Origin of the sequence: Aeromonas sp. Y289-2 (assembly GCF_027705925.1) — a bacterium.
Classification (GTDB): domain Bacteria; phylum Pseudomonadota; class Gammaproteobacteria; order Enterobacterales; family Aeromonadaceae; genus Aeromonas; species Aeromonas veronii.
On record NZ_JAPDCH010000029.1, the window covers coordinates 1 to 13,700 of the forward strand.

The following is a 13,700-nucleotide window of genomic DNA, read 5'->3' on the forward strand; positions in this document are numbered from 1 at the left end:
GCATTCGCCATGCGAGAGTAGGACACTGCCAGGCACCCAATACAAGAAACCCCGCTCATCGAGCGGGGTTTTTTATTACCTGCGATTTATTGAATTGTCTGATATTTGACCTGACTTATTCCTTTCTTCTGTTTTTATTGTTACTCGCTGTTGTCTTTCTGTTCAACGAATAGCCTGATGTTACGCTTTTACTCTTTCTTCATGTAAAGCCATTGCTCTGTATGGCAGCATCGCCATAACCCGTGAATCCCATGATCGCCTACACGTCATGATCTCTTGCTTGGGATCTCTGCTTCCTGAGTTAGCTGCTCCCTCTTTTTAAGCCGCGGCTCCATAGTCCCTGCTTTTCTAAGACTGTGTTAGCCGGCCCTGACGTTATTCCGAAGAGGGGTTATTGGCGGTGCCAACATGTTGAAGCTGTGGTCGCTGCGTTGGTCGTTGTTGTTTGGGGTAATAAGGAATTGGGAAGGGATACCCGCAGGAACGCAGAGGTTCGATGTTGATAGGGGATCTTGTGGTGGCTTTTGAGCCTGCAGGTGGGAAAATTAATGGGGGGCTGAAGAAGGCTAATGTGTTGAGCTCTATGAGGAGTGGCAAATCGCAGGCAAATAAAAAGCCCACGCAACGTGGTTGCATGGGCTCGGTATAAATGGCGGAGGAGGTGCCCGCCGTAATTAAGTCCAATCAACTCCACACCAATCCAGCAAGCCATTTACTATCAGTATATTAGAAACAAACACAGTCCAATCCATCCCAATCACATATTACCACTGCGCATGCTTGGTGGCATACTGAGTGGCATATTCAATTCTCAAGGAGGTTACCTGATGGCAATCCTCACCGATACCAAAGCCCGCAACATCAAGCCTGAAGATAAGCCCCTTGCTCATGGTGGCGTCACCGGGTTGACGCTACACCCCTCTACCATCAAGGGCAGAGGAAAGTGGGTGTTCCGCTATGTCAGCCCACTGACGAAGAAACGACGTAACGCTGGCCTCGGGACTTACCCCGAGATCTCTATCGCTGACGCTGCTCGAGACGCCCAGGCAATGCGGGAACAGCTGGCGAATAATCTGGACCCACTAGAGATCCGGCTGCAGGAGCAGAACAAGCCGAAGATCCCGACGTTGGAAGCATCCGCCAGACTCGTCTACGAAAGCTTGTTACCTGGTTGGAAGAACCCAAAACACGGCAAGCAATGGATCACCACATTGGAACAGTATGCCTTTCCTGCAATTGGCACTATCTCCATTGATACCATCACCCCAGCTCATATCGCTTCCGTTTTGCAACCGATATGGCTGACGATCCCGGAAACGGCAAGCCGTGTTAAACAGAGGCTACACGCAGTCATGGCTTGGGCATGGGCCCATGGCTATACCTCTGCAAACCCAGTGGATGTGGTAAGCCACCTATTACCGGCTCAACCCAGCAAATCTGTGCGTGTAGAACACCAGCCTGCAATGCCTTGGCGTGATATCCCTGCATTTGTGCAAAAACATCTGAGAACAACGCAACAGTACGATGTAACCCGCTCCATGCTGGAGTTCTTGATCCTGGCTGCTTGCCGTTCAGGTGAAGTCAGAGCCATGAAGTGGTCAGAAGTCGATTTGGAGGCAAGGGTCTGGACTTTGCCTGCCGAGCGTATGAAAGCCAAACAACAACATCGTGTTCCGTTATCTCTTCGTGCCGTCGAAATCCTGAAAGGGTTAAGGGGATTACATGACGAGTTGGTATTCCCATCCCCCAGAGACCAAGTACCGCTCTCAGACACAGTGTTGACGATGTTTCTGAGAAGAGCCAAAGCAGGGAGTTGCACACCTGGCCGAATGGCCACTGCTCATGGCTTTCGTTCTAGCTTTCGAGACTGGTGCAGCGAGCAGGGCTATGCGCGGGATCTCGCTGAACGAGCATTAGCTCACACAGTGCAGAACAAGGTAGAAGCCGCCTACCACCGCACGGACTTGCTGGATCAGCGGCGTCCAATGATGGATGCGTGGGCTGAGTTTGTATCCGGTAATTCACCAACTGAATAAGAAGGAAGCGGCCCACCAAGGCCGCTTCCTTCTATGTTCTTTTTTTTAGCTTTTCTTAGCCGTTGATGACATCTTGCCAAACCAGTGCTCAGAGAGTTTCTGCGCTTGTTTGACTTCCGGCTTGGTCATCGCGGCCTCGAGTTCATCACGGGCCCGTACAGCCTCAGGCATTCCTTCTGTCGCCGCCAGTGACAGCCAAGCATAAGCATGCACCCGGTTACGAGGTGCCCCCAAGCCTTCCTCACGCAATGTCCCCATTCGGTATTGGGCTTGGCGGTCGCCCTGCTGGGCCGCTAGGCGATACTGCTTGAGAGCAAGCGCGTAATCCTCTTTTCCCCCTTGTCCCAGACGCAGCATTTCACCGTAGGTGTACTGGGCGAGAATGTGTCCTTGTTGGGCGGCCTTGGCATAACTGGCTCTGGCCTGCGCCAGTTCACCTTATTTATGCTGTAAATCCACCAGCTCGAACAACGCCTTGGGTACGCCACCGTCAGCAGCCTTCCCTAACCAATAGATCTGCTGTTTCCGGTCTACCTGCAGCACCCGCAGTAGATACTGCTGCCCACCCTTGCTGGGTACTCGTTGCTCATCGAACACAACGATCCCGGACAACGCTCGAACCCTGGCAAAATCTCGCTCTATGGACCAAGGCGAGACGCCAAACACGTCTGCGGCTTCACGGGCGCTGATTGCTCGCGGCTGTTCGTGCAGCCAATGTGCTTACTTGCAAGTAACGCGGCAAAGGTGGATTCGGATTGATAGACATGTAATTCCGTCATTACGCTGGGTGATGGGTAGGCACATTGGACTACCCATGGAGCAATTTGTTCAGGTAATCACAATAAACTTCCTGGCTAACTACTTGTCAGCAAGGCTTGGGCTTCGTCGCGTATCGCACAATATCGCTGTGTGAGGAGTGATCGTTTTTCAACTCGCCAACCGCCATATTTAGCTAGCCAGCGCCTGGGGCAACGTGGATCCCAACTATCAATGGCTTCGCGTAATCGCGCATCCAAATCGGTACGCTCTGCGTCTAAGTCTTTTATGGCTGGCATCAGGATCGGCTATGAGGAACTCGGTGGTTATCGTAGTGCTGACGAGAGGAATTGAACTGGTGACCTACTGAGCTAAGCCAGCATCATGCGCATGCTAAAGGATGTTTTGAATAATGTCATTAGAGCTGGCCTCTGTCATGCGACAGATCATTACCTAGTATTCCTGGTTCGTCACAACGAGAGCTGGCACTAATTAGCCACGAAGCACGTAAAAAGAAAGGCCACACCGTGAGGGCATGGCCTTGTCTATTTAGATGAGGAAGTCATCCAGCTGACGACCTTGCTCGAGCTGTTCAGCCAGGAACTTGGGTGTACGGCCCTGACCGGTCCAGGTTTTCTCTACGCCATTCTCAACGTAACGGTATTTCGGGGGCCGAGGTGCTCGTTTAGCTTTAGCCGCAGTCGCTGCTGCTGGGGCACTGCCTACCAACTCAGTCGGGTCAATACCAGCCTGAGCCAACATCGCTTGGAACTCAGCCAGCTTTTGCTGACGTTCTGCATTGGCTGCTTGCTCTTTCTCTGCCTGCTCTAAACGCTCCAGATAAATCGATTCAATCTTCTCGTGGGCTTCTTGGAGTTGTTCCAGAGACAACTCACGCATTGCTGCACGTAGACTGCGGATGTTCAGCAGCACTTTCAGAAATTCACTCATAGATATCCTTTAATTAAATATGCAGGGATTGTTCTATAGCATACTAATGAGCACTGACGTGCTCAAGCGTCTTATCGTACTTGACTGCAACCGAAGTTGCGTTGTCCATCAGCAACCTTCGTTCTTTGTTTACTCAGATAAGCCATACGAAATAAAAATGCACTGAAATTTTCATCTAAGTTTCGCGCTGAATTACGGTCAAACCTGTATTGTGGATTTACAGGGAAGTTAACCAGCGTTGCATTATCTGGGTATGGGAGGCCCAACGCGCTGCACCACGCCTTCTGGATCCGAGTCCCCATGTTGTTGGAATCATAATCCCGATAATCTCCCAAGAAGGCATAAACATCTTTGTTAAACAGCAGCATCAGGTGGTAATGAGGTGATGCCGATGACTCCTGCTCCCGACACCAGATAACGGTTGGTAATGACGGAGACCCACGCCGTTTCTGACGATAATGGTCTGCACGTAATTGGCTTTTAAGTGACTCCATAAAGCGAGTGATCACTGATGAATCTGAACGCTGTAAACAAGTCAGCGTATCCGTATCATCTTCAGGCGACTCACTAGCAAAACGCAGATCCACACGCAGAGCATAAACACGAGGATACCTAGCCAAGGTACCTGACACAACATCTAAGCTACGCCTTAAATAATTACTATTCATAGGGCCGTAACTATCTGTGTATAATCTAGTAAGTGCTTTCATCTTCAATACTGAATTTTTTAAGTGATTCAACATAGGAGTCCCTACCTTGGTGAATAGACACGGAGGTATAGTTATTGAATTAAATAAATAGATGTGCTTTTTGCTTAAGTAAATACACCATGCTCTGGATGCTATCCATAGTGGTACATGCTTAGAGGCATGTAGTCTTCATGCTCCTCTCATCGTTAGATTGCATAGCGTATGCTGCCGAACGTTAGTAGTGTGCATGGCTATGGATGTATATAAGAGTGTATGTATTACTATATGTATTGCTATATATAATACATATACCGCATCATGGCTTATTTAAATAAACCCATACACTCCTCAATCAAATGGACATATATACTAAAATATAAACATAGGGTTCCTGATTCAGATGCAGTTATGATACCGCCCTATATAACAACACTCTTAAGTTACTTAAGCGGAGTACTGCAATCAGTTAATACTGAACCTTGATGTATGGGAATGGTGCAACCATTAGTGTCGGAGCTTATTTCTCATGTCAATCAACGGTCTTTCAAAAAGTTCAACTGATGGTATCCCTAAATGGCGTCTTCCACGATACTCTACAAGTTCGTTAACATAAATCCTATCTTGAGTGCGTACTGAAGAGCGCCTAACAAGCCTAGGGTATTTCTTCCAAGATAAAGAAATATAGATTGACTGTTTCTTTTTAAAGCAAATGATATCTCCTCGAGCAATAAGAACTTCTATTGCATCTTCTAGCTTATTCAAATTACGAACGCAATGTGGCCCACTTCGTCTAATGTCACCTTTCAGAAGCAGCTCATTATTCCAGTTATGAATAATCCACTCCAGTAACTTATTCACATGTGTCTCGTCCACGAACTCCCGAGCCTCGGGCGATCTAAAGATTATTAATGCTTGATGCAAATATATTTCAGCCAGTTCAATGGCAGTCTGCATAGTCTCATGAGTCACAAGTGCGTTTCTGTAGTCTCTATTTTTAAACACATGAAGTGCCGCCGCGATTCTCGAAGCCTGCTCCATAAACTTTGAACCAAAATCTTTATAGTGTTCCAAATATTCCCCGCCCCTCATTGCGTATTCAATGTCATTAAACTTGTCATTCCAAATTTTCTTAGCACTCTCTGTTAAATTCAGGCAATGACGTTCCTTGCCTTGTGCTCTCATCTCGAGCCCTTCTTGCAGTAATGCATCAATCCTTGAGCTAAATCTACCTAATTTAATTTTATCATCTAGTGATGCGCTATCATCCCTATCTTCTTGACGATAGCCAATCTCTGACTCAGGCTCACACAGTAGAATTCGAGCGTCTAATCCAGAGCTTCTCATCGCATCACCATTACTATCTCTGAATATTCTATATATATCAGGCTGGATTTGCATGCTCAAAGTCAAACGAGCACCTTCAATATGAACTTCAGGGGCATTGGCTCTGTCAACACGTATAGTTTGACCTGACCATAGTGAGTTAAACAATGCATTATCTTTCATCAAGTCACTGGACAGTAGTGTCCCAGCTTCATCGGACACCAGAGCTAATGACGTATTCTTCTCAGCTAACATCGACTTCAGTTTTGCGACTGTTATATCCTCAGCTAAAATCCTCTTAACTAACGGAGCTATAGGCATATTTGAATGGTGAGTGTGCCATGCCTCTATTATAATGGGCTGCTCATCACCTTTTTTATACATCTCACCTAATTCCCTCCTTAACACTTTTTCCTTCATATTCCACAATTCCAGTTCGATCTGATATTTCTGCTGTGCAGCATCTACCTGCTCAGCCAAGCATTTTTCAAATTCACGGACTGGTTTCATCAGTAGCTTATCGACCGTGCTTTTTCTCTCGCCAGAAGCAGCTAGAATTAGAGTGTAAAGTGATGCCGGTATTTTCATCTCACTTTTTGGGCTAATATCTACCAACTGCTGCGATGCGATAGCCATTACAGACAACATTTGAGTCAAGATCATAAATCTCGGGGCCTTTGTTTTATAGGCGACGACATCCAGTGTATCCCAAAGGGACTGATCTAACCGCTCAATGACAGCTTCAATGGCTCTGTGTTGATTCATTTTTGACCTCCATTGTTTGACTACTTTGTGACCTGGTTGCGATCCATTGATTGACCTCGCTCTGACGCCAGCCGATCGCTGACTTGCCAAGTTTTATCGCCTTGGGAAAGCTGGGATCATGCCGGGAAGACCTGGCGTTCAGCTTGTCATAAATTGTTGATCTAGCGAGGCTAATCATCTTTGTGAGCTCCGGCATCCTAATGATGCGGTCTATTACGTCTTGCATTACGTGATGTCCTTCTAACGTCTGACTGGATGAGCTCGCATTGTGGTGGACCTCGGGGTAACGTGTTAGGGGGGAAAATCCAAGACCCAAGGGAAAAATTATGATGACTCACTTCTTTACAGAATTTATCGACGCTGTAGCAAAGACCTTGGGGCTTAACTACCCAACCCATTCAACCGAGAAGGCCAGTAAGGACACTAACAAGGATTTGCCCAGTGATGATCCAACCAAACCTAACGAATATGATTATCTGCCAAAAATAAATAACATACGTGAACGCCTACATGCTGGCAGCAGCTTGCCACCTAACATTCTTTCCAATCATATTGATATATTAGAGCATGTCTGTAGCGCATTAATTAGTAAAGAGATTATCCTTCAAGAATCTATTTGCGACACATACATAATTTACATTAAAAATGCATTGATTCCACTGATATGTGCTGACATATTAATCTTTAAAGAGCAAGCTAATGAAGAATCTATTTATTATCATCTAGACAGGATCCTAAGAACAGATAACGTGGTTACCCAAGATGGTGAGCAGAGAGTATTTAGGAAAAGATCTGCCCATAAATACATGCTCGATTATATTGGCAACTGCTTTTCACCCGATATGGGGGCGTCTAGAAGTGCCGGTCTTAGAGTCGCAGATAATTTCATTCATGAATTACTTATTTACTTAGATGAGCTTCCCAAAAAAAACAAAGGGAATCAAACCAGCAGGAGTTTGAACAGAATAATTAATGCTTGTACTGAAAGGCTTTCACCGGATGATTTAATAAAGTATTCTTTCATTATCAATTCAATATTTTCTGCTTATACTGCCGTTATCATCTTACAAGATATAAATAATAAAACAGGTATGTTTGACCATTTCCTCAACACTTATATTCAACTCACTCACGGTACTAATCATTTACTGAACCATTTAAACAACGCCCTGGAATGTGCTCTTCGATTTGATTACAATGCATTTAATGAAGAAGATGAGATACTTAGTGCCACCCTCGAATGTCCACCGCTGTTGCTAGTGAAAGAGAAACAGATAGAGAGAATAGACAACATCATTAATTGCATTACACCACTATTTGGAGAGCAATTAACATATACTGGTAAAAAAGAGTCTAGTTTGGTTAAATTGAAAGAGCAACTAGGTTATTTGTCACAAATGGTAACGCCTCCTCCTCCATTTTACTTTTATAGATTAATTATTGATAACAATGGAAGGCTTAGCTTTAAACATAACCTAAGCACTCCTCCTGACAGTACAAGTTCAATTGTGTTCGATATAAATATTTTTTCTGCAATTGCCGAACTAGCTAATGACAAAAACAATCGATACCAAAATTATTTTTATCAATATAAGCCACTTCTAGAACTACTCGACTCTATTCAAAAAGAATTACCAGACCAAGCTTTAAACATAATCAATCAACTACACAAAGTCAATTTGTCACTATTTGGGTTCAATAAGTATGCATTAGCTGTGCTTGCAATTGGATTAATGTACAACCAAAGACGGTCCACAATAAAAAACATTTCTCTTCTACCACAGGTCAATCACACGCTAAATCATCAGGGTAATATCTTGATCCCAGCCTATCCATCTTGCCACTTAGGCTCATGGCTTTCAGAGGATATTTATATAAAGCACTCTATAATTTTTGGCATAAATGAATACAGTCAATACAATACATTTTTAGCACGAGCTCTCTACTGTTATAATTTTACCATTGCGCGGCATACTACTTCGCGCGGCCTGCTTACAGGTACACTTGATAATAACTTTTTGAATGTTAATTTTAAGGATCTAAACTATCGGTCTCCATTAATCAGCCATGATATACTGGAGCGGCTTGACTCGATATGTGGCAAGATATTGAATGGGCTAGATAAGGTCAGCATTGATGATAGTGATCCTGTCAGCTTTGCAAATTTTTTAGTTAGAAACAAAATAGTGACCAGAGCGGAGTTAAAGGATAATCTAATCCACTGCGTTACAGGATCTTCTCTCGCTGTCTGCCTCCTAGACTATGTAAGTATAGTAATGCTGTTTACTGTTCCTGGAGATGAAGTTAGAAATTTTATTAAATTGGGTGAAAAAAATAATATAGTAAAATCATTGTTTATGGCATATAGGGCCTCCTTACCTAGTCATACTCGTAAGTGAACGCCTTTGCTCTTTGCTTAGAGTTCCATTCGTTGAATGATTTGCATGTATTTTTATTATAATGTATTTTAAAAGGGAGCGATGTATCTAAAGAATGGATTGAGGCTCCGGTCACATAGCCGCGCCACAATCCCCACAGCATCATTTAAGATGCATGATGACACCTCCCCTTGCCAACCTATCCAATATGCGTATCTCCAGATACGGTTTGATACTAATATCAAAAATATCTGGAATATCTAGAATAGCAAGCCCGAATGAGTCTTAAAAATGTTGTTGGAAATCGTCACGCGACCTCATTCGACACCACCTCGCTTTGCTTTATATATAATGTGCGTTGCGGTTATCTGGCATTTCCATTACAACCATTCAAATAAATTTCAGATATATATTCTCTCTGTGAACCTACCTCTGGGACTGTTCTATGCAGTCCCATTTTCATTGGAGATTGATATATGGCACACCTCATCGACACTATGGCCTACACCGGCCATACCCCTTGGCATGGCCTTGGCAATATCTTGCCCCCACAACAATCCTTGGAGATCTGGCTTAAAGCTGCCGGTATGGACTGGACCATCGAGCAGAGCGATGTCATGTTTAACGTTGCCTCCGATGCACTACATTTCCGCTCCTATGGCGATAGTAAGGTACTCTATCGTTCCGATACCCTGGCACCGCTCTCGGTGGTCTCCCAGCGTTATAACGTGGTACAGCCCCATGAGGTGCTGCACTTCTATCAGGATTTAGTGGAGGCCGGTGGCTTTGAATTAGAAACCGCAGGCTCACTTAAAGGCGGTCGAAAGTTGTGGGCGCTGGCCAGTACCGGCCAAGACTTGAAACTCAAAGGCAATGACTTGGTGAAGTCCTACCTCCTGCTGGCTACCAGCTGCGATGGCACTCTCTGCACCACGGCCCAGTTCACCTCGCTGCGAGTGGTTTGTAATAACACCTTACAGATGGCGCTGCGTAATAGCTCCGGTGCGGTCAAGGTCTCCCACTCGACGACATTTGACCCCGCTATCGTCAAAGAGGAATTGGGGTTGGGAATTGCTCATTGGGATGAGTTCAAGACCCAGACCAAGGCATTAGCTGCACGTCCCGTCGCACCAGAAGAAGCGTTGCGCTTCTTTAGCGATTTGTTGACTCAACCGCTGGATGCCGATAATAAAATCATCCTCACCCGACCCGTCCAACAGCTTCACGAGTTGTATCAGGGCGCAGGCATGGGCTCTGAGTTAGTCAGCTCTCGCAATACTGCCTGGGGGCTGGTCAATGCCGTCACGGAATATGTGGACCACCATCGCCGAGCTCGCAGCCAGGATTATCGCCTCGATTCTGCCTGGTTCGGTCAGGGGGCTCAGCTAAAGTCTCAGGCCCTCAATCAGGCCCTTACTCTGCTGCAGTAATCACCGCTCTCCGTTTTATTTCATATTCCCGTTATAGACCCCTACCCGGCCATCAGGCCGGGCGGGAACGTTTATGCCTCCGACAAGGAGCAATGATGAAAGCAAAAGCCAAATACGGTCAGGCCACCCGTTTAGCCTCCACCACCGACCTCCCTCGCGAACAGTGGCTGGCGATCCGCAAGCTGGGGATCGGCTCGTCCGATGCCGCCGTGGCGGTCGGCCTCTCACCCTATAGATGCCCGCTGTCGCTGTGGTTGGAGAAGACTGGTCGCAAGGAGCCGGAAGATATCTCCCATAAAGAGGCTGTACTGTGGGGTATCGAACTGGAGCCGGTGTTGGCACAGGTCTACACCAAGCGCACCGGCTACCGGGTGCGTCGGGTCAATGCCGTGCTCCAGCACCCCGAGCATCTGTTTATGCTCGCTAATCTCGACCGGGAGGTGGTGGGCCACCCCGACGGCCCCGGCATCCTCGAAATCAAGACCGCCAGCTATCACAGTGCCCCGCAATGGGAGGAAGGCGTACCGGTCGCCTACCAGTGTCAGGTACTGCATCAGCTAGCCGTCACCGGTCATGCCTGGGCGGAAGTTGCGGTGCTGATCGGTGGTCAGGATTTTCGGATTTATCGCATCGATCGTGATGAGGAGAAGATCCGGGATCTCACCGAACGGGAAGTGCAGTTCTGGCATCAGGTCACCAGTGGCCTACAGCCCGAGCCCGATGGCTCCGAGGATGCTGGCTCGGCGCTGGCCTGGCTATTTCCTCGTGATGATGGGGAGACCGTCGATCTCTCCGATTCGCCCGAGTTCAATCAGCTGTTCGGGGAGTTGCTGCATCTGCGCGAACACAAAGAGGAAGTGGAACTACGCGAATCACAAATCAAGCAGCAGCTACAGGCCACGCTGGGAGCGGCTACGGCAGGACTCTTTGCCGATGGCAAGATCACTTGGAAACGCAGCAAGGATCGGCTGGCCCCGGACTTGGAACGGCTCGGGCAGGATCATCCCGACCTGCTCAGCCACTATGTCAAACCAGTGCCCGGCTCACGCCGTTTCACCATTCAAGCAGTTCACGCTGTCAGGAGACACACACCATGATCAAAGGACTGGCGATTACCCCGCCCGTGATTGGGCGGATCTGTATTGGCAAGCTGGTACAGAAAGAGGGGAAATGGGTACCGGAGAAGGACGACAGTTTCACCCTCACCACCCAGGTACAGCAGAAAGGGGGATGGTTGCTCCATCCCTTGCATCAACAGTTCGCTCAAGGGCATGAGCAGGCCAAGATCCGCGCCATTCCGGTACGGGTGCTGTTCAATGACAGCGATCTGAACCTGCGGGCAGAGTACAGCGCCTTTGACCGCCAAACCGGACGGCCGCTTTGTGTCGGCAATGGAGAGGTGGCAAAACGGGTGGGGGCGCAAGGGATGGAGGAAGTCAGTTGCCCCGGTCCGGAGCGCTGTCCCTACGGCCAGCAACAGGGCTGCAAGTTGTACGGACGACTGAACCTATTTGTGGAGGGGCAGGGGGATGAGCTCGGCAGCTTTATCTTTCGTACCACAGGCTATAACTCGGTACGGACCCTGGCGGCACGCCTCAAGTACTTCGAGGCGGTGAGTGGCGGCCTGACCCGTTATCTGCCGCTGACCTTACGGCTACGGGCCAAGAGCACCACCCAGTCCTACCGCACCCCGGTCTACTACGTGGACTTGACGCTGCGGGACGAGCTGACTCTGACGGAGGCGGTCGGTCAGGCACGGCAGGAAGCGATGCTGGATGAGGAGGCGGGACTGACAATCAGCGAGATGGAAGCGGTGGCGCGAGCCTTGCTGCGTAATGGTCAGTTCGAGGACGTGGATGAAGAAGTGCCAATGCTATTGGAAGAGTTTTACCCTCAGGTGGAGGAAGGGGAACATTCGACAGCCGAACCGGCACCGCAAGCGGAGACCAGACCACAGGGTTCGCGAACTCGGGCATCCCCGTTAACCAACAAATTGGGTAAAGGCGCGGCACAGGCACCCGGTGCGCTCTAACTCAGGATTTGGCCAAACGCTCGACCAATAGCTCAAACGTCTCAAGCAGCAATACCCGGTCGGCACTGTCCAGCCGGGCTAGCTTCTGCCCCAAGACTCAACCCTGCTCGGTTGGGCGCGGATGGGTCGCATACATCTTTTCACACCGACTCCAGGGCACCCACAAGGTGCCCTGTTTCGTTTTTATGCCTGACCACAAGGAGTTAACTTCATGTCTCGATTCACCCCAGGCGATCATCTGGTGACCGCTCGCCTCGGTTATACCCACCACGGCCTCTATGTCGGGGGCGACCTCGTTATCCACTACCAGGGGCCTAATCTCGGCCTACCCGGTGAAATCGTGATGACCTCTCTGGATGCGTTTTCCGATGGTAAGCCGGTCTGGTGCAAATTTTGCCCTGTCAGGCGGTATGACCGAACAGCGAGCCTCAAACGTGCCCGTACACGGCTGGGCGAGCATCGATACGATGTGTTGTTCAGTAACTGTGAACACTTCGTGATGTGGTGCATCCACGGTATCCACCACTCGACACAGGTTAGTCAGGTAGCAACGGCGGTGGCGAAAGCGGCCCTTCGTACTCCACAGACTACTATCATTCCCCCAGCTACAACCGTGTTGACCCGAGAACGCACAGCATCTGATTGCATGACGCTCGCCACCTCCGCTATCACTCTGACTTCGCCAAGCTGGGTCCCCTTGGCAACCGGCGTATTAGCCGCTCACGCAGTAAGCCGCCTCTGGTCCTGGCTCACCGACTGAGCCACTGCCGCTACCTCACACTTTCAAGGATCACTACCATGACTATTCCCTTTCACCGGGACGGCATCAGCCTGCCTGTCTGCCAAGCACTGTTGGCTCTACTCAGCCAGGAAGCCGAACGAACCGACCTCGACCTGGGACGCTGTACCCAGCTGACCTTCAACTTCCGTAACCCCGGTTACAGCGCCGAACAAGGCGGCGTTCACCCGGTTGAGATACGCCTGGTGCGCGGCCTCGACGACTGGCTGTTCGATTACGTCACCGACTTTAGCTACCAGGGTTTGGGTCAGGATGCAGAGCTCTGCAAAGAGCTTGATTTCAACTTCCTCGACGGCGAACACAGCATGTTGGGCTGGGGGCCGCTGCGATTGACCGAAGCGCGGGAGTTGTTCGATATCTGGCAGCGCAACTTCATTGCCTACTGCCGGTTGGAATGCTTCAGCGTCACGGTCAGCGGGGAGTAGGAGGTGTGTGATGACTAACGAACTGCCGCTCTCCCACACCTCGCGCCAGTGGCTGGGACTGGTCGCCGCCAAGGCCAAGATACAACCGCGCCACCGTGGCCAGCGCTGGTTACTAC

At 48.8% G+C, this 13,700-nt stretch carries 11 protein-coding genes and 1 pseudogene; 7 read left to right on the forward strand and 5 right to left on the reverse strand.

Annotation, left to right across the window (positions count from 1 at the left end; translation table 11 throughout):
* Window positions 1-827: 827 nt before the first annotated feature.
* Window positions 828-2,036, forward strand: coding sequence for a tyrosine-type recombinase/integrase (locus OKC43_RS21145; RefSeq protein WP_103859016.1), 1,209 nt, complete (start codon window positions 828-830; stop codon window positions 2,034-2,036).
* 45 nt (window positions 2,037-2,081) lie between these two features.
* Here OKC43_RS21145 and OKC43_RS21150 read toward each other — a convergent pair.
* The 5 genes and pseudogenes from OKC43_RS21150 to OKC43_RS21170 all read right to left on the reverse strand — a co-directional run.
* Window positions 2,082-2,585, reverse strand: a pseudogene (locus tag OKC43_RS21150) (tetratricopeptide repeat protein); the annotation flags it as partial.
* A gap of 756 nt (window positions 2,586-3,341) precedes the next feature.
* The gene (locus OKC43_RS21155) at window positions 3,342-3,743 is read right to left on the reverse strand and encodes an H-NS family histone-like protein (RefSeq protein ID WP_114523237.1); all 402 of its coding nucleotides are present in this window, start codon (window positions 3,741-3,743) and stop codon (window positions 3,342-3,344) included.
* A 71-nt stretch (window positions 3,744-3,814) separates the two neighbouring features.
* Window positions 3,815-4,486, reverse strand: a complete 672-nt coding sequence (locus OKC43_RS21160) for an inovirus Gp2 family protein (RefSeq protein ID WP_161494973.1) — start codon at window positions 4,484-4,486, stop codon at window positions 3,815-3,817.
* A gap of 450 nt (window positions 4,487-4,936) precedes the next feature.
* Complete coding sequence (locus tag OKC43_RS21165; RefSeq protein WP_257692789.1) at window positions 4,937-6,520, reverse strand: YfjI family protein; 1,584 nt, start codon at window positions 6,518-6,520, stop codon at window positions 4,937-4,939.
* Window positions 6,498-6,746, reverse strand: coding sequence for a helix-turn-helix transcriptional regulator (locus OKC43_RS21170; protein ID WP_101618033.1), 249 nt, complete (start codon window positions 6,744-6,746; stop codon window positions 6,498-6,500). The genes OKC43_RS21165 and OKC43_RS21170 overlap by 23 nt, the downstream gene beginning before the upstream one ends.
* Before the next feature lie 100 nt (window positions 6,747-6,846).
* Between OKC43_RS21170 and OKC43_RS21175 the strand changes: the two genes are divergently transcribed.
* The 6 genes from OKC43_RS21175 (at window position 6,847) to OKC43_RS21195 (ending at window position 13,584) form a co-directional block, all read left to right on the forward strand.
* A complete protein-coding gene (locus OKC43_RS21175) occupies window positions 6,847-8,919 on the forward strand; it encodes a hypothetical protein (RefSeq protein WP_270660726.1) in 2,073 nt (690 codons plus the stop codon).
* Between the two features lie 455 nt (window positions 8,920-9,374).
* Entirely contained in the window at window positions 9,375-10,328 is a 954-nt protein-coding gene (locus OKC43_RS21180) for a DUF932 domain-containing protein (RefSeq protein WP_099992311.1), read from the forward strand.
* A gap of 95 nt (window positions 10,329-10,423) precedes the next feature.
* A complete protein-coding gene (locus tag OKC43_RS21185) occupies window positions 10,424-11,425 on the forward strand; it encodes a YqaJ viral recombinase family nuclease (RefSeq protein ID WP_265467500.1) in 1,002 nt (333 codons plus the stop codon).
* Window positions 11,422-12,360, forward strand: a complete 939-nt coding sequence (locus OKC43_RS21190; RefSeq protein ID WP_113070554.1) for a recombination directionality factor — start codon at window positions 11,422-11,424, stop codon at window positions 12,358-12,360. The genes OKC43_RS21185 and OKC43_RS21190 overlap by 4 nt, the downstream gene beginning before the upstream one ends.
* A 211-nt stretch (window positions 12,361-12,571) precedes the next feature.
* On the forward strand, window positions 12,572-13,120 hold the full coding sequence (locus OKC43_RS21760; RefSeq protein WP_429070689.1) for a lecithin retinol acyltransferase family protein: 549 nt from the start codon (window positions 12,572-12,574) through the stop codon (window positions 13,118-13,120).
* A 38-nt stretch (window positions 13,121-13,158) separates the two neighbouring features.
* A complete protein-coding gene (locus OKC43_RS21195; RefSeq protein WP_052815457.1) occupies window positions 13,159-13,584 on the forward strand; it encodes a DUF2787 domain-containing protein in 426 nt (141 codons plus the stop codon).
* Window positions 13,585-13,700: the final 116 nt, after the last annotated feature.

What these genes read in the sequence shown, in the direction of transcription:
- OKC43_RS21145 (WP_103859016.1), top strand. Translation starts at nt 828, where the DNA reads ATGGCAATCCTCACCGATACCAAAGCCCGCAACATCAAGCCTGAAGAT.
- OKC43_RS21155 (WP_114523237.1), bottom strand. Translation starts at nt 3,743, where the DNA reads ATGAGTGAATTTCTGAAAGTGCTGCTGAACATCCGCAGTCTACGTGCA.
- OKC43_RS21160 (WP_161494973.1), bottom strand. Translation starts at nt 4,486, where the DNA reads ATGTTGAATCACTTAAAAAATTCAGTATTGAAGATGAAAGCACTTACT.
- OKC43_RS21165 (WP_257692789.1), bottom strand. Translation starts at nt 6,520, where the DNA reads ATGAATCAACACAGAGCCATTGAAGCTGTCATTGAGCGGTTAGATCAG.
- OKC43_RS21170 (WP_101618033.1), bottom strand. Translation starts at nt 6,746, where the DNA reads ATGCAAGACGTAATAGACCGCATCATTAGGATGCCGGAGCTCACAAAG.
- OKC43_RS21175 (WP_270660726.1), top strand. Translation starts at nt 6,847, where the DNA reads ATGATGACTCACTTCTTTACAGAATTTATCGACGCTGTAGCAAAGACC.
- OKC43_RS21180 (WP_099992311.1), top strand. Translation starts at nt 9,375, where the DNA reads ATGGCACACCTCATCGACACTATGGCCTACACCGGCCATACCCCTTGG.
- OKC43_RS21185 (WP_265467500.1), top strand. Translation starts at nt 10,424, where the DNA reads ATGAAAGCAAAAGCCAAATACGGTCAGGCCACCCGTTTAGCCTCCACC.
- OKC43_RS21190 (WP_113070554.1), top strand. Translation starts at nt 11,422, where the DNA reads ATGATCAAAGGACTGGCGATTACCCCGCCCGTGATTGGGCGGATCTGT.
- OKC43_RS21760 (WP_429070689.1), top strand. Translation starts at nt 12,572, where the DNA reads ATGTCTCGATTCACCCCAGGCGATCATCTGGTGACCGCTCGCCTCGGT.
- OKC43_RS21195 (WP_052815457.1), top strand. Translation starts at nt 13,159, where the DNA reads ATGACTATTCCCTTTCACCGGGACGGCATCAGCCTGCCTGTCTGCCAA.